Origin of the sequence: Danxiaibacter flavus, from assembly GCF_041060425.1 — a bacterium.
Classification (GTDB): domain Bacteria; phylum Bacteroidota; class Bacteroidia; order Chitinophagales; family Chitinophagaceae; genus Danxiaibacter; species Danxiaibacter flavus.
On record NZ_JAULBC010000004.1, the window covers coordinates 393593 to 414175 of the forward strand.

Here is a 20583-nt window from a genome sequence, read left to right on the forward strand (position 1 = left end):
GACCTTAGTGCCCTGAAGGTTGGCAATAATGTGGAAAACGTATAACGTATAACTTACAACGTATGACCAGTTCTAAGCTTTACGCTTTAGGCTTTAAGCTAACTTACCACTTTGCCCTTACTCCATTAAGCTTTATTTTGCACCCGCTAAAACATTAACCATGCGTGTTATTTCATACAACGTAAACGGATTACGTGCTGCTATTACCAAGGGTTTTATTGATTGGCTGGCTACAGATCCGGCTGACGTGATATGTCTGCAGGAAACAAAAGCGCATAAAGACAATGTGGATTATGCAAGAATTGAGGCCCTTGGGTATGAGACTTACTGGTTCTCAGCTGAAAAAAAAGGATATAGTGGCGTAGCCATTTTCACAAAAATAAAGCCTGACAATGTGCAGTTTGGGAATGGCATTATGCAGAGCGATGCCGAAGGTCGTGTAATCAGGGCCGATTATGGAGATATTACGCTTATTAATGCTTATTTCCCTTCCGGAACAAGCGGTGATGAAAGACAAACTTATAAATACCAATGGCTGGATGAATTCCTGGAATATTTAAGTGTACTTAGAAAAACAAGGCCCAAACTGATCGTAACCGGTGATTACAACATTGCACACAAGGAAGTTGATATACATGATCCGAAAGGAAATAAAAAGTCATCAGGTTTCTTACCGGAAGAAAGAGAATGGCTGGACAAAATGCTGGCCAACGGATTTGTTGATACGTTCCGCTGTGTGAGGCCGGATGAGCTACACCGCTACAGTTGGTGGAGCCAGCGTTTTCCGTCTGTTCGCCTGCAAAATAAAGGATGGCGTATTGATTATATAACCGTAACCGAAAATCTGAAAAAGCAGATTGTTGACGCTGAGATCTATCCGGATATTAAGCACAGTGATCATTGCCCGGTATTTTTAGAGCTGAAAGCATAGTTTTAAGCTTAAAGCCCAAAGCCTAAAGCTTAAAACCATGCGAAGAATTAAAGCAACCAGACTGTGCGCAAACTAAGAAGTAAGCTTTAGAATTACTTATATGGCTTTACATTTTGAACTGGAGAAGTGACTAGCTTTAGGCTTTAAGCTTTACGCTTTGAGCTTCTAAAATTCATCTTATGTTAATCTACAACGTTACCGTAAAGGTTGATTTATCTATACACGAACTGTGGCTACAATGGCTGCAGGATATTTATATTCCCGAAATATTGGGTACCGGCTGCTTTGTAAAGCATCAGTTATTGCACTTGCTGGAGTTGGATGACCGGGAAGGAATTACCTATGCTATACAATATTATGCAGAAAGCAAGGCCAATTATAACCGGTATATAAGTCTGTACAACCAGGGGTTTTTACAGCAGGAAAAGGCCGCCTGGGGCAATAAAACCGTGCATTTTGCCACTATTATGGAGGTTGTGAATTGATTGTGGAAATCTATTTTTATTGTTGTTGGCCAATGCAAAAACTGTTGTATATTTCTTTTAAACCCGCGACAGCACTGCATTTTAATATATAATCTTCTGAAATCCTTTACAGCAAAGGGTTTCAGAAGATTTAAGATTTTTTCTTGCAATTGCACAATATGTTCATTTACGCTGAATCCCTTGCACTGTGCGAGGTACAGCAAATGCCCAATATAAAAACTTAACAAAATTTATTTTGTTGATATGTAAAACCTAATACATTTGTTATGATTTACTAACAACAAAAAATCATAACTATGAACAAAGCTGAATTGGTTGCCAAAATTGCAGAAGATGCAGGCATCACAAAAACCCAGGCCAACGCTACATTAGATTCTTTTACAACTGCTGTAGCAAAATCTTTGAAAAAAGGTGATTCTGTTACTTTAGTAGGTTTTGGTACTTTTTCTGTTACCAAAAGAGCTGCACGTACAGGACGTAACCCACAAACAGGCGCAACTATTAAAATTGCGGCAAAAAAAGTAGCGAAATTTAAAGCTGGCGCAGATCTTGCAAAGACTGTAAACAAATAGTTTTTAATTATTTTAAATAGAACAATCATGAACAAAGCTGAATTGGTAGCTAAACTTGCGGATGATGCTGGTGTAACTAAAACACAGGCTAACGCTGCATTAGATTCTTTTGTAGAAGCTGTTACTAAAACTTTAAAAGGTGGTGGTAAAGTAACGCTGGTAGGTTTCGGTACTTTCTCTGTATCTAAACGTGCTGCACGCACTGGCCGTAATCCTCAGACCGGCGAAACAATCAAAATTAAAGCGAAAAAAGTTGCTCGCTTTAAAGCTGGTAAAGAACTGTCTGAAAAAATCTAACTAGTTTGGATTATATCAAAAAAGCAGAAGTGTTGCATAACGCTTCTGCTTTTTTATTTCTCTCCCACTTACATTATTTTTTTGGTTACACAGAGAAACAGCCGGAGAAGACACAGAGTGCCACAGAGCTTTTGCAAGTATGATCTATCATTTTCTTTGCGCTTGTCTACTTCACACGATTTAGTCGATATGGCGCTCAATACTCATCAGTTCTACTGAATATAATCAACCCACAGCACATCAATCTCTCTTACCTATCTTATAATCTTACACGTCTTACGGTCTTACTATCTTACTCTCTTACTGTCTTAACTCAAGCTTCTCCCCCTCCGCATCATAATAAAACTCATCATCCGCCCCACAGTTATATGGCATTAAAAATTCCCTGTCAAGGTTATTATTCTCCACATCTTTTAGCGGAACAAGAAACAATGTCTCGGGATCAGAAGCTTTTCCACCCACACCTATAACAAGATAGACAGGTTTATTTTCATCTTCAGCATATTGTTTATAATTGTTAAGCAGAGAAGATTCGAGTTCAATTTTATCGTTAAAAAAATAGTGCCGCCACTTGCACTCAAGTCCGAACGCACGATTTATTTTTTCGCCATTTTTAGTGCCGCTAAACATGATCTCAAAATCTGGATGCTTGTTTGACTGAGCAAATATTCCTTCCACATACTTATCCGATCGCCAGCGTTTGATTGATAAAGATGGATTCTTACTTAATTTCTTAATGATAAATTGTTCAAACGCGTCGCCCTTGTCTTCACCCTCTGCAAGAGGAATATAATCCGGCATATGTTCTTCGACAGCATTCACCACCGGTGGCACAGGGTCGTTCTCACTCACAATTGTCTCCGTTGGAATACGCTCCGTTTGCATTGGAACAGTTGCTACCGTTTTTTTAACCGGTGGAGTTGGCTTATCGAGTTTTGCCCGGATCCATTTATACAGGAAGTAAAGAACAATTATGATCAGCAACCATTTAAACAGCTTGCCAATAAAGCTCCAAAAACCGCCACTACCAGGTCTGTCCTTTACATCTATTTTCTCGATCATTTGTGCAGCCACAAAACCCCTTGTATTGTTTTTAATGGCTACCACTTCCATCCATCCTTTTAAATCATGAATGGCTTCAAGGGTATCTCCTTTTAGTGCAACTGTGATGGTATTGTAATTCTTGCCGGGACCACTCCTGATATTTAATCCATCTACTGTCACGCGGTAATACTGTTGTGCAATCGCAGAAGAACCGGTTGCGAAAACAAGACCGGTAATCAATAAAATGCTTAAATATTTTAAACAATGCTTCATAACACAGGTTAAGGACGATCATTTTTCGACGCCGTGCCTCAGCCATAACGAATATATACCAAATTCATAAAATATTTAGAAACAAAGAAACCAGCCGATTTACTTTAAAAAGATGACAAAAAATGGCATTTATAATCATCGAAGTAGCCTAAAAACCATTCTTACTTTTTTAAGTAAATAGTTTTTTGCATTTTTGCAGCTACCAAATTATTCATTTATTAAAAAAATACGTCATGGGAAGAGGTGATAAAAAAACCAAAAAAGGTAAAATATTTAAAGGTTCTTTTGGCAAAAGCCGTTTAGCAAGACCTTCAAAAGCTAAAAAAGCTGCTGCAGAAAAAAAAGAAGCTTAATTAATTATACAAAAGCTTGACGTACGGATCAGTTCTTAGGAATGATCCGTATTTCTTTTTATAAAAGGATTATTTCTACTCAATCCTGATAACTATCTTCCGTACTCCTCCGTCATCTATAAAATATCTTCGTTTAGTATCAGGCATTACTTTTAATGCAACACAGTCTGCATTGGCCAAAGATTTGTATCTTATCCATAAGCTCCTTTTTGTCCAACACATAAAACGGATTAACATGAGGTTTCGTTCTATTCTGCTTGCAATGCTTTACTTCTCTTTTTTATCATGTCGCCAACAGTTGCAACCCAACCCGGTTTCGCAACAACATCTTGTAACCGTTGATTCAATGGCTGATATACCTCAACCATTAAAGATCATCGACTGGCATAGCATGGCAACATCTTTTGACAGCATTGCGTATAACGTTAATGAAACAGGACAATACTGGCCGTTGATTTGGTGGGACAGCAGCCGCAAGAACTTTGATCAGCCGGTAATGGCATTATATACAGCAATGGGTGATGCAAGGCAGGGCCCTAAAAATAACAAAGGCATGTTTCATGAATCCGTAGCGGCAATGGGTGGAGCACTTGGGGCTTCTTTGGTGGGTATTAACAAAACAGATCAACATGGTTTGAACTATGTCGCCATGCTGAAAAATTATTTTAACAGGGAAACGAAATGGAACATTATGATGAACAATACCAACCCCCAGGTTGCCTTGCTTGGCGGCGGCTATGGAAGGGACTGGTGGTATGATGTTTATCCAAACGTATTGTTTTATGGCGTGTACAATCAATATCCCAACGAAAAAGATTTTGATTACATCGCGAGAAGTATCGCCGACAAATTTTACCAGGCCGATTCAGTTTTAAACGGAAATTATGATTATACATTCTTCGACTATGATAGCCTGAAGCCGAAAGTTAACTGGATCTGCAAACAGCCGGATGCAGCAGCGGGTCATGCGTACGTGTTATATAATGCTTACAAAAAATGGGGCGACGAAAAATATCTGAAAGCAGCCAATAACGCACTTACTGCTTTGCTAAAAGAAAAGGACAATACTTTTTATGAAATACTGATGCCATTTGGCGCGTATACTGCAGCAAGACTTAACGCAGAAAAAAATGACAGTCTTAATGTAAAAAAGTTGCTCGACTGGACATTTGATGGCACAGCAAAATGCAGGGAAGGATGGGGCGTACTCGTTGGCAGATGGAATGCAATGGATATTTCCGGCATTGTTGGCAGCACGGTAGATCATGGCGGTTATGGCTTTCTAATGAACACGTTTGATCTTGCGTGGCCGCTGGTTCCGCTGGTAAGGTATGATCAATCTTATGCCAACGCTATCGGAAAATGGATGTTAAATGCAGCCAATGCTGCAAAATTGTTTTATCCGCAATACATGCCTGATGATCATCAAACGCTTCCACAACTAAAGTCGATCACTAAAGGAGTCATAGGATATGAAGGCATTGTGAAGCAATCAACATTTGACGAGTATAAAAATATCGCAGCGCCCGTAGCGCAAGGAGATGGCCCCAAATGGGTTCCGGGCAAAAATCCGGATGTTACGCAATTCAGTGTGTACGGCAGTGCGCATGCAGGCATATTTGGCGGAATTATCCGCAATACCAATGTTGAAGGCATCTTACAACTAAACTTACTTGCTACTGATTTTTTCAGGGATAAAGCTTACCCTACTTACCTTTATTACAATCCATATAATGAAGAAAAAACTATTGCGATTACAACCAGCAGCGACGATGCTGTTGATCTGTACAACACAATAACCCGCTCTTTTACTGTTACAAATGTAAAGGGTAGTGCAGAAATCAAACTGCCTGCAAAGGGATCAGCAGTAATTGTTATAGCGCCAGCTGGTGGCAAGGGAGCGTATAAGGATAAGAAATATTTGATTAATGATGTAGTGGTTGATTATCATGCGAGGTGATACGTGCCTGTAACCACCTAAACGCCGTGTAAAGTCTCCAGTCTTCGTGGTTTTACTCTGTGGTTTCTAATGATGCTTATTCATAACAAATCGCCAGATGCGATAGAATAAGACTGCAGAGCCCGGAAGCTCAGTACAGCGGAATGCAGCCAGGTAATTAACCCTCCGCTAAGCCTCCTCGCTTCGCGGTCTTACTTTATCATTTGCAGCAATGCATAAATTCACACTATTATTAAATTCAACAAAAACAGCCGACACATCTACATGCCGGCTGCTTCTTTAACTATGAACCTTTACGCTAACACCATTAATTTTTCAAGGATCGTTTTTGCGCAAACCGGAATTCTTGAGCCGGGTCCAAATACTGCTATAACTCCTTTTGAAAACAAATAGTCATAATCCTGTTGCGGAATTACGCCGCCGGCAAACACAATAATATCTCCGCGGCCAATCTTTTTAAGTTCCTTCACAAGCTGCGGAATCAACGTTTTATGACCGCCTGCAAGTGACGATGCGCCCACAAAGTCAACATCGTTCTCTGCGGCCTGCCTGGCAACTTCTTCCGGTGTCTGGAATAACGGCCCCATGTCCACATCAAAGCCCATATCTGCAAAAGATGTAGCAACTACTTTGGCACCTCTGTCATGTCCATCCTGCCCCATTTTAGCGATCATGATCCGGGGACGCCTGCCTATCTCTTCCGCAAACTTGTTGGTAAGTTTCAAAACATCGGCAAATTCTTTATTACCGGCCGTTTCAGATGAATATACGCCAGCTATTGTGCGAATGGCAGCTTTATGTCTGCCAAATACTTCTTCCATGGCATTTGATATTTCGCCCAGTGTTGCGCGCGCTCTCGCCGCGTTTACTGCAAGCTCCAGTAAATTTCCATCGCCTGACCTTGCACATTCGGTCAAAGCCGTTAGCGCATTGTTGGCTGCATTACAATCACGCTCCGCCTTAAGTGTATTCAATCTGTCAATCTGTTCTTTACGTACCGCTGCATTGTCCACTTCCAATACCTCAATATCCGTCTTCTCATCCACCTTATATTTGTTTACTCCAACCAGAACATCCTTGCCGGAATCTATCCGGCCCTGCTTTCTGGCCGCAGCTTCTTCAATACGCATTTTAGGAATGCCTGTTTCAATAGCTTTCGTCATACCTCCCAAATCTTCTACCTCTTCAATAAGTTTCCACGCTTTTTCAACAAGCTGTTGTGTCAGATACTCCACATAATAAGATCCTCCCCATGGATCAACCACTTTGCAAATATTGGTTTCGTGTTGCAGATACAATTGTGTATTACGCGCGATACGTGCAGAAAAATCAGTTGGCAGCGCAATGGCTTCATCCAACGCATTGGTGTGTAGCGACTGTGTATGACCACAAGCCGCAGCCATTGCTTCAATACAAGTACGGGCCACATTGTTATAAGGATCCTGTTCGCTAAGACTCCAACCAGAGGTTTGCGAGTGCGTTCTCAGCGCCATTGATTTTGGATTCTTTGGATTGAACTGCTTCACCAGTTTGGCCCATAAAACTCTTCCGGCGCGCATCTTTGCAATCTCCATAAAATGATTCATGCCTACTGCCCAAAAGAATGACAGCCGTGGCGCAAATTCATCTATCGACAATCCCGCCTTAATTCCGGTTCTTAAATATTCCAGTCCGTCAGCCAATGTATATGCCAGTTCAATATCAGCAGTAGCTCCAGCTTCCTGCATGTGATAGCCGGATATGGAGATAGAATTAAACTTCGGCATGTTCTTGCTTGTAAAACGGAATATATCACTGATGATCTTCATTGAAGGTGCCGGAGGATAGATATATGTGTTGCGCACCATAAATTCCTTCAATATATCATTCTGGATCGTTCCACTGAGCTTTTCCATTGACACGCCCTGCTCTTCTGCAGCAACAATATAAAATGCCATGATCGGAATAACAGCTCCATTCATCGTCATGGATACGGACATCTTATCCAACGGAATCTGGTCAAACAAGATCTTCATATCCAAAACAGAATCTATTGCAACACCAGCTTTACCCACATCGCCCACAACGCGCGGATGATCTGAATCGTAACCTCTGTGTGTTGCAAGGTCGAACGCAACAGACAAGCCTTTTTGACCTGCAGCCAGGTTTCTCCGGTAAAATGCATTGGATTCTGTAGCTGTAGAAAATCCAGCGTACTGCCTGATCGTCCATGGCTGCATTACATACATGGTTGAGTATGGACCACGCAGATAGGGCGGTATTCCGGCAGCGAAACCAATATGTTCCGCGTGGCACAGATCTGTTTTATTAAATGCCTGCTTCACTGCTATATGTTCAGCAGTCTGCCACTCTTCTTTCGAATTTTGATCTGCGTGCTTTGTCGATGCATAATGATGTAAATCTACTTTTGAAAAATCTGGCTTCATATACATTCTGTTTTACTGAGAATTACTAATTATCACTTCGATGGCATTTAGCCAAGAGTTGTCAATATCAAATGCCCACAGAATATCACAATAAGACCAATATTCGGGAGACCTCTCCTGTCGTGCCAATGACAGAGTTTATAACAGTCACAATTTTTCCCGTAGGGAATTAAGCTCAATAGAAATGATCGAATCGAGAACCTCATAGCCCGTTAGGGCTTTAACCAATTTTAACGGGGTTAATGTCCTACGGACAATAAGGACCTTGTATGTTAGGACTTCTATTAAGCTATAAGCCCTACGGGCTATCGACACCGGGTATACTGTCATTATTTTTTTGATTGTGGCAAACCAAATCTCCCAGTCGAGGTGACGATGCGGTTGCTGACTTGCACATTATTATGTACTTGCTATTAATACTCTTTCAATTACTGTTTCTGGCTGGCCAGGATCATCATGTTGACGAAAGGAGACATCTCCCAAAGTTGACGATGTCTGCTTAATTAAACGACACTGAATTGCCACTTATAGAATGCCCCTTATGGACACATCTTCATAAATGATTCAATACCTATATGGGCTACAGCAAACTCATTTAAAACAATAATCTGCAATAGATTCTCACGTAATTCCCAATCTACATTGAAAGGCGCCAAGAACCTCAATGGCATTTGACCGCAGATGAATGAATTCATCAACCCCTGCATTTTTTAACTGTTCTACAACCGTTTCCGGATAACCCGCCACAACAAGTAATTTATGTTTAGAGGCACTTCTAAATTTCTTTGCAAACCTTGTCCCTTCTGCAACATAAGCTTCATCTGAAGAACACATCACTACAATATCAGCTTCGCTTTTTGTGCTTTCTTCAACAGCTTTATCAATGCTGTCAAAGAAGACCTCATCAAGCACTTTAAACCCAGCCACGCCAAAGAATTCGCCGGCAAAAGTTGACCGTGTTTTTCGCATGGCAAGGTCACCGAAACAAGCCATATAAACTGCCGGAATAGATCCTGCCTTTTGCCAATGCATTAATGTTCTGTTTTTCAACTCTTCAAACTGATATGCTGCATGCTGCTGCGGCAATGTTAATTTCCCAGGTTTACTACTGTGTCTGCCGCGCAGGTTTAGCGGCGCTGTCTCCGCCGGATCAGGAAATTTATTGCTGCCTACATATACCCGCTTCCGGGAGCTTATATCTTTTTGCTTTTGATTTCTTATCTCACAAATTTTCTCTTGAATGATCCCACTATTGTAACAAGCAATAAACCCACCTTTGTCTTCAATTTTCTGCAAAAGATCAAGTGCACTTTCCGCCAACTGTGTCGTAAGATTTTCGATGTAATAAGAACCTGAAGTTGGATCTGTTACCTTATCGAAATAGGATTCTTCTTTTAACAGATTGGAGATATTTAATGCGATCCGCTGACTGAATTTATTGCCGGTCCGGCAATGTTTGTCGTGAGGTTGAACCAACAATGCATCGCAACCGCCGAGTACAGCAGACATTGCCTCGGATGTATTCCTGAGCAAATTCACATTGGGATCGAGCGCAGATTTCGACCACATTGAATTTGAACTCATAATCCTCATGCAGGATGTATTACCAGCATACAACGGCGCTATCCTGGCCAATAACAATTTCAGGGCACGAAGCTTTGCAATCTCAAAAAAGTAATCACCACCAATAGCCATGTGAAAAAGTATTTTATCAAGCAGTTCTTTTGGCACAAGCCATTTGTCTAACAAAAGATCTATATAGTCAATCAACTTGTTTAAAGTAAAGGCGATCTCCTGTGTGCTATTGCAACCTGCATTTGCAAATGCATGCGATTTAATAACAACTGTCTTAAATCCGGGATATTTGAGGGAAAGCCGAACCACCTCCGCAAGCTCACAAATTTCTGCTCTTGTATTATCCAACGATGCCCATCCGAGAATATCGGATTCAATAAATCCTTTGAGGGCTGACGCAGCAACTCCTTTTTTCCGTACATAATCGAAGTAAGCCTTTGTGAATGTAACAGAAGGAACGGGCAACGAAAAAGACACTTCGTTTTCTGCCAGATCAAGATTGTTTAACAACAGATCAAACTCAATATGCTCAGTGTCTTTCAGACGAAACAAGAAACCATTTGCACCAAATTCCAGCATTTCATGCGCTTCTTCATTCGCCTTTATCATGTCAGTTACGTTAACTTCTACGTACCTCGTCCATGCGCCGGCTGAAGCTTTACAGAAATCCTGCCGGCTAAGTATTTTTGTTTCATCTAAATCTTCCGGCGTGTAAAAAGGCTGAACGTCAAATCCTTCATCTGTTTTCCAGACAAGTTTTTTATTAAAGTCACTACCTTTTAAATCCCCGGTAGCTTTAGCCTTCCATTCTTCTTTTGGTATTTTCGGAAAGTCCGAAAATAGTTTATGCAGATTCATATGCTGATGTGTTTCTCGGTGAAAAATATTTACTCTCGGTTTGGGTTAACAGTTGAAAGAAAAGTATCCGCTGCCAAACCTTTCAAACGCAGCTTTTTCCAATTCTTCACGAACAGAAGGATGAGCTACATTGATAATCGCCTTTGCTCTTTGTGCCAGGTTCTTACCTTTAAGCTCAGCCACTCCATATTCTGTAACGATATACTGCGCATGTGCTCTTGTTGTAACTACGCCGGCTCCCGGCTTTAGCATCGGAACAATTTTGGAAACGCCTTTCTGTGTCATAGAGGACAATGCAGATATCGCCTTGCCACCGCAGGAGAGCGCTGCACCACGCATAAAGTCCATTTGACCACCAACACCTGAATACATTGCAATGCCAATGCTATCTGCACAGATCTGGCCGGTTATATCAACTTCCAACGCCGAATTAATTCCAACTACTTTTGGATTTCTTCTGATGACGGATGTATCGTTCACGAATGAGATATCCATCATTTGCACGTTGGCATTATCATCCAGAAAATCGTATAACTTTCTTGACCCCATAGCGAAGCCGGAGACGATCTTATTCGGACAAACGATTTTTCTCGATCCGTTTACAACACCTTTTTCTATCAACGGCAATAAACCATCTGAGAACATTTCAGTATGAATACCCAGGTCTTTATGATTATCCAAATAGGATAATACAGCATTGGGAATACCACCGATTCCCATCTGCAAAGTGGACCCATCTTCTATCATAGCCGCTATATGTTGTCCCATCATGCCTTCTTCCATGCTCGGTGTGCTCATAGACATTTCGTGCAATGGAACGTTCACATCAACGCAGGCAGCAAACCGGCTGATATGTATAATGCCGTCTCCAAGTGTTCTTGGCATTTGCGGGTTTACCTGGGCAATGATCGTTTTTGCAGTTTCCACACCACCGGCAACAATATCGACCGATGTACCCAGGGTACAAAAGCCATGTTTATCAGGTGGTGATACATGTACCAATACTACATCCAATGGCAATGAACCGTTTCTGAAAAGCACTGGTATGTCACTTAAAAACACAGGCATATACTGCGCACTTCCTGCCTGAACATATTTTCTGATGTTTGCGCCGATAAAAAAACAATTGGTCTTGAAGCTTTCGCTATATTCAGGTTTTGCGTAATCACAATAGCCATCTGTATGTAAATGGAAGATCTGCACATTCCTTAATTCAGACGCTCTTTCTACCATTGCCTTCAGCAATATTTCAGGCGTGGCGCATGCGGCCTGTACAAGCACCCTGTCATTTGACTTGATTAATTTAACAGCATCTGCTGCGGACATATACTTTGACATAGCATAGATGTTTTAATTAATGAATCTTTACCTATTACTGTTAAGCGCCGCATTCTTATTTAACCCAAAAAGCTTAATAAAATACCGGCCGCAACAGCGCTGCCTATAACACCGGCAACATTTGGCGCCATTGCGTGCATTAAAAGGTGATTGTTTTTATCGTACTGCAATCCGACCATTTGCGATACGCGGGCGCTGTCTGGCACTGCAGATACGCCTGCGGAGCCAATTAACGGATTGATCTTGTTGCCATCTTTCAAAAAGAGATTCATAAACTTCGCAAAGAGAACACCGCCTGCACTGGCAACTACAAAAGAAGCTGCACCCAGGATGAAGATCTTCATGGAACCCCAGGTAAGAAATACATCGGCCTGCGTTGAAGCACCAACCGTTAGACCAATTAAAATAGTGACTACATCAATCAGCTTTGTTCTTGCCGTCTCTGCAAGTCGCTCAGTACGTCCTGATTCTTTAAGGATGTTGCCAAAGAATAACATTCCAAGCAGCGGTAATGCTGATGGAGAAATAAAACAGGTAAGTAATAAGCCAATAATCGGAAAAAGAATTTTCTGCTGTTTCGATACTGCGCGCGGAGGCTTCATTTTAATCCGTTTCTCTTTTGCAGTTGTTAGCGCTTTCATCACAGGCGGCTGAATAATAGGCACCAGCGCCATATATGAGTAAGCAGCTATTGCAATTGGCCCAATGAATGAGGGCGCCAGTTTCGAAGAAAGAAAAATAGCGGTCGGGCCGTCTGCGCCGCCTATGATACCAATTGCACCGGATTCCTTTAGTGTAAACCCGAGCAAGATAGCACCGGCAAATGTTGCAAACACACCTAATTGTGCGGCGGCGCCTAATAAGATCAATTTAGGATTGGAGATGAGTGTGGAGAAATCTGTCATTGATCCTATTCCAAGAAAGATGAGCGGCGGATAAATACCCTTTATTACACCGAAGTACAGGTAGTTGAGTACAGAGCCTTGTTCATATACACCAACCTGGTAACCGGCAACAAATGGAATATTGCCGATAAGAATACCCACTCCTATCGGGATCAGCAACAAAGGTTCATAATCATACTTTATGGCAAGCCAGATAAACACGAGTCCCACTATTATCATCACTACATGTCCTATTGTAACATTTGCAAAACCGGTGAACTGCAAAAATTTGGTAAGTCCGCTCAATGTTTCCCTAAGCAACCCTTCATGACTATTTACCGATTCGGGCGTAGTACCAATCACCTGGGCCATACAGTATCCGCCAACAACAAACAACAAAAGGATTATTGCAAAGTATTTAAAGATTGATTTCATAATTTGATAGTTATACAATTTCCAACAACAAGTCGCCCTGCAATACGCTTGCGCCCTGTGTAACTTTAATAGAATGAACTGTACCTGATGATTCAGCCAGGATACTATTTTCCATTTTCATTGCCTCAAGAATCATTAGCGTGTCTCCACTTTTTACGGTATCACCCTCTTTCACTTTTATAGCGTGAATAAGCCCGGGAAGTGGTGACAATACTTTTTTTACAGAACTTCCGGCGCTTAGCGGCTCGATCTTTTGTGAGGGCCTGGGTTCGTAGCGAACAAGGGTCGGCGTTTTTGTTGTCTTGACCTCCGTTTCCATTTCCACCTGGAACGGAGATCCATTTACTTCTAATTGAATTGTGCTACCTGAGGCTTCCTTTATATCTACCTCATAGCTATTGCCGTTTATTTTAAGCTTGTATTTTTTCATGATACCATTGCGTTTGTTTTCAATGAACAGACCTCAAAATTTATGGCGACAGAAGAACCCTGATCTTTTCTTACTGTCACTTAAATGCTTATTTATCTCCTGATAAAATTGTGGCTGCCATAAATTTTGGAACTCCAGGGTGAATAGTTTTTAACTGATTGATTGATTGTGAGAATAGCATTTTCTTCATCGTGCATTTCATCTAAAAACATATGGACCGCTGCAGATATGGCTGTTATTTCCTCTGCACTGTTATATTGTTGCTTAATACCAGCGCTTGTATTGTCGTTAGAGGCCGTTGTCCTGCTTATTTTTATTGAAAGGATCGCTGGCAGAATATTTTGAAACACCTGCTGCAGAACAATAAGTGCAAGGAACACAATGCCCATACCGATGATCAGAATGATAATACCTTCTTGAATGTCGTTATTCATTATACAATTGTTATAGGGGAAGATTACAATGTTTCTTTGGGGGATTTAATTGCTTTTTGTTGGCCAGGGCTTCGAGTGAACGGATTATCCTGAACCGGGTATTGCGTGGTTCAATAATGTCGTCGATAAATCCATACTTTGCAGCCTGGTAAGGGTTAGCAAATTTTTCCAGGTATTCTGTTTCTTTTTCCTGCAGATACTTTACGCGCTCCTCCTCGTTGGTAATCTTGGAAATGTTCCGGCTTTCCAATACTTCTATAGCGCCGCGTGCGCCCATAACAGCAATTTCTGCAGAAGGCCACGCGTAATTAACATCGCCGCGCAACTGTTTACAGCTCATTACATCATGCGCGCCACCATAAGACTTCCTTAGTGTGATCGTAATCTTAGGAACCGTTGCTTCTCCGAAAGCATACAATAATTTGGCGCCATGGATGATAATGCCGCCGTATTCCTGGGCACTGCCGGGAAGGAAGCCAGGCACATCTACAAACGTTACTATAGGAATATTAAATGCATCGCAGAACCGGACGAAGCGCGCCGCCTTTCGTGAAGCATTTATGTCTAACACACCTGCAAGAAACATCGGCTGATTGGCAACGACGCCAACGGGCCTGCCGTTGTATCTTGCAAAACCGATAACGATATTCTTGGCATAACTGGCCTGCACCTCAAGGAAGTCGGCACTATCCACGGTGTACCGGATGACATCCTTTACATCATAAGGTTTGTTAGGACTGTCCGGAATTATTTCGTTTAGTTTGTCTTCGAGTCTGTCAATCGGATCATCATTACGTATGATGGGAGGTTCTTCAAGGTTGTTTTGTGGAAGATAGTCAATCAGTTTGCGGATAAGCAAGATACCTTCTTCTTCTGAGTCGGTAAGAAAATGCGATACACCTGATTTGGATGCATGAACTTCCGGACCACCAAGATCCTCCGTTGAAATTACTTCCCCCGTAACTGTTTGTACTACTTTCGGACCTGTAACAAACATGTAAGAGTTCTTCTGTGTCATCAAAATAAAATCAGTAAGTGCAGGAGAATAAACCGCACCACCTGCGCATGGTCCGAAAATGGCACTGATCTGTGGAACAACTCCGGAAGCCATAATATTACGCTGAAATATTTCTGCATAGCCGGCTAATGACCTAACGCCTTCCTGTATCCTTGCACCACCTGAGTCGTTGAGGCCGATCACAGGTGCGCCCACTTTAGTTGCTTCATCAATGATCTTACAGATCTTTTGCGCAAAGGTTTCCGAAAGCGAGCCGCCAAATACAGTAAAATCCTGCGAAAACACATATATCATTCGACCGTCAATAGTTCCACGGCCCGTTACCACACCATCCGAGTAATACTTTTCATTTTCCAGGCCGAAGGATTTGGTACGGTGTGTAACAAACATGTCATATTCTTCAAAACTACCTTCATCCAAAAGCAGTTCTATACGTTCACGGGCTGTAAGTTTCCCTTTTTGATGCTGCGCTTCTATGCGCTTGATCCCACCGCCAAGCCGGGCCTCCTGGCGCTTCGCAATGAGTTCTTTAATCTTATCGACATTTGATGCCATAATCTATCGGGGTTTTAGTGACTATTGTTTGACTTAACAACGTTTCATGATCCTTGTAAGCCTGACCGAAATGTGTGTGTGTGTGAAGAAATGCGGGCAAGGAAATAAAACGTCATTTTGAAATGTTATTGCTCACTTGTCAATGCTGACGCTTGTTTTCGCAGAGCTCTGTTAATACGCCCATTGTGGACCTGGGGTGAAGAAAGGCAATATCCAGTCCTTCTGCTCCTTTACGAGGCTTGGTGTCAATTAGCTGAACGCCCTTCGAAGAAGCATCGGAAAGTTGACCTTCAATATTTTTAACCGCAAAAGCAATGTGATGAATACCTTCTCCTTTCTTTTCAATGAATTTGCTGATTGGCCCATCCGGAGCAGTACTTTCCAGCAGCTCTATTTTAGTTTGGCCTATTCTGAAAAATGCGGTTTTAACTTTTTGATCTGTTACTTCTTCTATCGAATAACAGGTGAGACCAAGCACGTCTTCATAATACCTGATTGCAGCGCAAAGATCCTGTACCGCTATGCCTATGTGTTCAATATATCGTAACTCCATCCTATAGTTTTTTAAGTTAGGAATATGATTATAGTGGAATGCCGTCTATTGTTTTTCCCGGACAGGGTACCTGGATTGATCTTTTCCGGCCAGGGCTCTTTTTTAACCTTTGTGCGGTTAAAAATTCATCTGATTAATGCAACACATGGAATTTGTTTAAGTACACGTCCGAAAGCTTTATTAAGAAGTGTGTAAAAGTATAGCCACTTGCTTGCGCAAACGCTGACTCTTATCACATTTGCAAATAACTTTTATCAATTTCAGTTCGTGAATTGTCAGGCAAGAAATATAAAGTCCAGATACCATACTGCTACTGCGGCGAAAAAGCCTGACAATGCCGGTAAAAAAGCAATTCTAAAATATCTGCCAAATGTTAACTCTTTTACCATGCCCATAGCTACAACCCCGGCAGCCGAACCCACTACCAGCAGAGATCCTCCGGTTCCTACTGTGAGTGCAAGTAATATCCATATATTGCTATCGGTAGTCTGAGCCATTTTTATAGCAATATCCGTTAGTGGCACATTATCCAATACAGAGGATATAATACCAAGCGCAACATTCCCAATGATCAACGCATTTTCATTTGGCTCATAGCCATAAATAAGATGAGCAAGTTTCTCCAAAAGCCCTCCCGCATGCAAAGCAGCAACAGCAATAAGAATACCTACAAAAAATTTAAGAGAAGCTATATCCGTTTTTCTAATCAGGTCCTCAATAGAAGCTGACAGGTGTGTGGCAGTACTACTAAAACGTTTCATCAGATCAATAGTGATCCATACAATACCTAACCCCAACAGCAAGCCGAAATATGGAGCAAGTCCGATAAGGTTAGCAAAAAGCGGCAGCAGGAACGACATAAATACGACTGTGACAACCGTCTTTTCCGACCTGTCTAATTGTGTTATAATTTCTTCTTCATCATCATCTTTAGGCACAGGTTTTAACTGTCTCACAAGTAGCGCTATCGCAACTGCACCCAGCACTACAGAAGGCAGGATTCCTTTTACAATAATTTCACCTGTTCCGAATTTTTTGGCAAACCATAACATAATGGTTGTAATATCACCAATAGGAGAAAAAGCTCCCCCTGCATTAGCGACAATCACAATGCCCGCGGCTACAACCAGCAAATTTTTTCCCTTGAAAAACTTTCTCGAGATCTGTATCATGATGACTGTAGTGGTAAGATTATCAATAACCGCAGACAGAAAAAACGCAATAACGGCAACTAAAACAAACTGCTTTCGATCTGTAAAGTTTAAAGAATACAGCTTACCCCTGACCAGATCAAAAAAACGATAATGGACAAGTATCTCTACAAGGCTTAATGCACAAAGAAGAAATATAATTATGCCAAATACGCCTGCTCCCGTTTCAGTTAAATGGTGTGCGATATCTTCCGAACCCAGTTGAGTGGCAATAAGAATCCAAAGTAATGCACCGGTAACCATTGCCGTGGCGGATTTGTTAATTCGTATCGTGTGTTCCAGAACAATCATTGCAAAACCGGTAATAAAGATCGCTGCGGCAAGAATTGAAATAACAGGGTTCATATGCTACATATTTAGTTAAATAGCGGGCTTGTCATTTTTTGAAAGGAATAAGATGTGTGCCGATGTGACTTCACTGAATCTACACGATAAATTTATTATGGCGCTCCTTTTTTAAAAATGGATTGAGGCAAAATAGTCGCTGGTCATTGCTCAAAAAATGATAATTATCAAGACTACAAAAGCCAGCAGCTGACTTTAGCATCGCAAGTATCGTGAAATGCAATACAGGCAATAGTTTGGAAGTGTAGTCGCCCCGTTAATCTTTAATTGCAGGATAATAATCAAGTGTAAATAGTGAAAGATGAATCATCCCAATTTCTTAAGAACATATATGTGTTGTTACAATAACAGCACTGCCTGCTCAACTTATTTAGTTAAAACAACATCTGCATACCTGCTTCTTCAAAACATGCAACAAATCAGTTTTTATCTTTTACACCTATACTACTTTAGCCTCTTCTATTTTTATTCAATTTTCTATTTAACTCCTATGAAGAAGCTTTTTAAGAAGAGAAAATATTCAGCTGATGAATATGCACAGGGTATTCTGCAAGGTGATCGCATAATATTGAGCAGGGCGATCACATTGATCGAAAGCAAATTACACTCCGATAACGAACTTGCAGAAACTGTTTTGCAAAAGATCCTGCCGTTCACAGGAAATACACTACGCATAGGAATCACAGGTATTCCCGGGGCGGGCAAAAGCACTTTTATTGAAGCTTTTGGAAAATATCTTACTTCTATTGGGAAGCAGGTAGCGGTGCTGACTATTGACCCTACCAGCCGGAAAACGAAGGGTAGTATTTTGGGTGATAAAACGCGGATGGAGGAATTGGCGAATGATGTGAATGCATATGTCCGCCCTTCTGCGTCGGGCGATACATTGGGCGGTGTTCATTCTAAAACCAGGGAGACAATGCTGTTGTGTGAGGCCGCCGGATTTGATGTCATTATAATTGAAACAGTAGGTGTAGGACAGAGCGAAGTGAGTGTTAAAGGCATCGTTGATTTCTTTCTTTTGATTATGCTGGCGGGTGCCGGTGATGAATTACAGGGCATTAAGCGTGGCATTATGGAAATGGCTGATGCCATTCTTATCAATAAAGCTGATGGAGATAATATCACTGCTTGCAAACGTGCAAAGCAGGAGTATGCAAATGCATTACACATGTTTGCTCCGCAGGAAAATAGATGGAACCCCCAGGTACTGTTGTGCTCTGCTATACAGAAAATGGGTATCGCTGAAACCTGGCAGCTGATCAGGCAGTTTGAAATACATGCAAAAGAAAACGGATCATTTAACCGGAACAGACAAACCCAAAACAGGCAATGGATGCATGATGTCATCAGCTATTATCTTCAACACAATTTTTATAATAATGGCAGCATAAAAGATGTGCTGCCGAACCAGGAACAACGGGTTGAAACCGGCAAAACACCAGCAGTAGTGGCCGCAAAAAAATTATTGAAAATGGCAGAGGTTGCAGGTGATAAAAAAACGTGTGAAATTTATTAATGGTAGAGGCGGGAGGCATCGCGCCTCTTTAAATTAGATACCGACATTATTCTTCAACCCAGGCGCCATATGTGGCGGGTTATTAATAAAACGACGATTATTATCATCAAGAGGCGCGATGCCTCCCGCCTCTTGATAATTAAATGCCGACAATCATGATCGAGGCGCGATGCCTCGCGCCTCTACCCGATTACGGCGCTAATCGTTCAATGCGCCAATCGTTGCTGTTTACGCGAGTGTACAAAAATCTGTCGTGCATGCGGCTGCTTCTGCCCTGCCAGAATTCAATGCAACGCGGAATTAAACAATAACCACCCCAATGTGCGGGACGTGGAATGTTGTCGCCAAATTCATCAAGGTATTTCTGGGTATTTTTATCCAGCACATCCCTGGACTGTATGATGCTGCTTTGTGGACTTGCCCAGGCACTAATACGGCTGCCTGCTGGTCTTGAATGGAAATATTCTTCACTTTCGCTTTCTGCTATTTTTTCTATCAGGCCTTCTATGCGTACCTGTCTTTCCAGCTCTTTCCAGAAAAACAATATGGCGGCTTTATGGTTTTCAGCTATCTCAATTGCTTTGTGAGAATTATAGTTGGAGAAAAACACAAATCCGTTCTCATCAAAATCCTTCAGTAAAACGATGCGCGCATGTGGAGTTAAATTTTTGTCGCAGGTTGCCAGTGTCATGGCATTCACCTCATCTATATCGCATTTTACTGCTTCGTTCCACCATTTGTTAAATTGATCGATTGCATCCGGCGCCAGGTCCGCTTTGCTGAGTGACTGAAGTTTGTAGTCTTTACGTATATCCGCTATTTTTTTGTTCATAATCACGAAGGTTAGTTTTAACAAATTTAATATACCTGCCAGGACCAATAAATGATGAATATCATTTTGGATAATGATTAAAACAAAGATAAAACGTAAATAGTTGAAAAAAATACAGCGTCCGGGGGACGCTGCAGCGATAGTTTTTAACCACAGAGTGAATAGAGTTGATTCACTGAGCTGCAAGGAATAAAGAGCCTGATTGTCTGCAGAGTCAGTGAAACTCTGTGCCTTAACCCTTTTACCTCTGTGGTT

General features: G+C 41.5%; 18 protein-coding genes. 7 read left to right on the forward strand and 11 right to left on the reverse strand.

The window, feature by feature from the left end:
* Positions 1–160 precede the first annotated feature (160 nt).
* The 4 genes from QTN47_RS14305 to QTN47_RS14320 all read left to right on the forward strand — a co-directional run bounded on the left by QTN47_RS14305 (position 161) and on the right by QTN47_RS14320 (position 2285).
* Positions 161–931 carry an exodeoxyribonuclease III gene (locus QTN47_RS14305; protein WP_369330076.1) on the forward strand — a complete coding sequence of 257 codons (771 nt, stop codon included), beginning with the start codon at positions 161–163 and terminating at the stop codon, positions 929–931.
* 179 nt (positions 932–1110) lie between these two features.
* Complete coding sequence (locus QTN47_RS14310) at positions 1111–1416, forward strand: DUF4286 family protein (RefSeq protein ID WP_369330077.1); 306 nt, start codon at positions 1111–1113, stop codon at positions 1414–1416.
* Between the two features lie 296 nt (positions 1417–1712).
* Positions 1713–1988 carry an HU family DNA-binding protein gene (locus QTN47_RS14315; RefSeq protein ID WP_369330078.1) on the forward strand — a complete coding sequence of 92 codons (276 nt, stop codon included), beginning with the start codon at positions 1713–1715 and terminating at the stop codon, positions 1986–1988.
* A gap of 27 nt (positions 1989–2015) precedes the next feature.
* Complete coding sequence (locus QTN47_RS14320; RefSeq protein WP_369330079.1) at positions 2016–2285, forward strand: HU family DNA-binding protein; 270 nt, start codon at positions 2016–2018, stop codon at positions 2283–2285.
* A gap of 300 nt (positions 2286–2585) precedes the next feature.
* On the opposite strand, the gene QTN47_RS14325 is transcribed toward QTN47_RS14320, so the two are convergent.
* Positions 2586–3602, reverse strand: coding sequence for an SH3 domain-containing protein (locus tag QTN47_RS14325; RefSeq protein WP_369330080.1), 1017 nt, complete (start codon positions 3600–3602; stop codon positions 2586–2588).
* A 233-nt stretch (positions 3603–3835) separates the two neighbouring features.
* Here QTN47_RS14325 and QTN47_RS14330 point away from each other — a divergent pair, with 233 nt between their 5' ends.
* Positions 3836–3955: a 30S ribosomal protein THX gene (locus QTN47_RS14330; protein ID WP_369330081.1), complete on the forward strand. Its 120-nt coding sequence runs from the start codon at positions 3836–3838 to the stop codon at positions 3953–3955.
* A gap of 235 nt (positions 3956–4190) precedes the next feature.
* Complete coding sequence (locus tag QTN47_RS14335; protein ID WP_369330082.1) at positions 4191–5915, forward strand: hypothetical protein; 1725 nt, start codon at positions 4191–4193, stop codon at positions 5913–5915.
* 293 nt (positions 5916–6208) lie between these two features.
* Here the strand turns inward: QTN47_RS14335 and scpA are convergent, their stop codons facing one another.
* The 9 genes from scpA to nhaD form a co-directional block, all read right to left on the reverse strand.
* The gene (gene scpA / locus QTN47_RS14340) at positions 6209–8341 is read right to left on the reverse strand and encodes a methylmalonyl-CoA mutase (RefSeq protein WP_369330083.1); all 2133 of its coding nucleotides are present in this window, start codon (positions 8339–8341) and stop codon (positions 6209–6211) included.
* A 621-nt stretch (positions 8342–8962) separates the two neighbouring features.
* A complete protein-coding gene (locus tag QTN47_RS14345; protein WP_369330084.1) occupies positions 8963–10774 on the reverse strand; it encodes a methylmalonyl-CoA mutase family protein in 1812 nt (603 codons plus the stop codon).
* Between the two features lie 45 nt (positions 10775–10819).
* Positions 10820–12112, reverse strand: a complete 1293-nt coding sequence (locus QTN47_RS14350) for an acetyl-CoA hydrolase/transferase family protein (protein ID WP_369330085.1) — start codon at positions 12110–12112, stop codon at positions 10820–10822.
* Between the two features lie 59 nt (positions 12113–12171).
* Complete coding sequence (locus QTN47_RS14355; RefSeq protein ID WP_369330086.1) at positions 12172–13431, reverse strand: sodium ion-translocating decarboxylase subunit beta; 1260 nt, start codon at positions 13429–13431, stop codon at positions 12172–12174.
* A gap of 10 nt (positions 13432–13441) precedes the next feature.
* Positions 13442–13861 carry an acyl-CoA carboxylase biotin carboxyl carrier protein subunit gene (locus QTN47_RS14360; protein WP_369330087.1) on the reverse strand — a complete coding sequence of 140 codons (420 nt, stop codon included), beginning with the start codon at positions 13859–13861 and terminating at the stop codon, positions 13442–13444.
* Positions 13862–13953: 92 nt separating this feature from the next.
* Positions 13954–14295 (reverse strand): OadG family transporter subunit, encoded by a 342-nt coding sequence (locus tag QTN47_RS14365; RefSeq protein WP_369330088.1) that lies wholly within the window; start codon positions 14293–14295, stop codon positions 13954–13956.
* Positions 14296–14305: 10 nt separating this feature from the next.
* On the reverse strand, positions 14306–15868 hold the full coding sequence (locus QTN47_RS14370) for an acyl-CoA carboxylase subunit beta (RefSeq protein ID WP_369330089.1): 1563 nt from the start codon (positions 15866–15868) through the stop codon (positions 14306–14308).
* A 139-nt stretch (positions 15869–16007) separates the two neighbouring features.
* A complete protein-coding gene (gene mce / locus QTN47_RS14375; RefSeq protein WP_369330090.1) occupies positions 16008–16421 on the reverse strand; it encodes a methylmalonyl-CoA epimerase in 414 nt (137 codons plus the stop codon).
* Between the two features lie 275 nt (positions 16422–16696).
* Positions 16697–17977, reverse strand: a complete 1281-nt coding sequence (gene nhaD, locus QTN47_RS14380) for a sodium:proton antiporter NhaD (RefSeq protein ID WP_369330091.1) — start codon at positions 17975–17977, stop codon at positions 16697–16699.
* 490 nt (positions 17978–18467) lie between these two features.
* Here nhaD and meaB point away from each other — a divergent pair, with 490 nt between their 5' ends.
* A complete protein-coding gene (gene meaB / locus QTN47_RS14385) occupies positions 18468–19496 on the forward strand; it encodes a methylmalonyl Co-A mutase-associated GTPase MeaB (protein ID WP_369330092.1) in 1029 nt (342 codons plus the stop codon).
* A gap of 190 nt (positions 19497–19686) precedes the next feature.
* On the opposite strand, the gene pdxH is transcribed toward meaB, so the two are convergent.
* A complete protein-coding gene (gene pdxH / locus QTN47_RS14390; RefSeq protein ID WP_369330093.1) occupies positions 19687–20328 on the reverse strand; it encodes a pyridoxamine 5'-phosphate oxidase in 642 nt (213 codons plus the stop codon).
* Between the last annotated feature and the right edge of the window lie 255 nt (positions 20329–20583).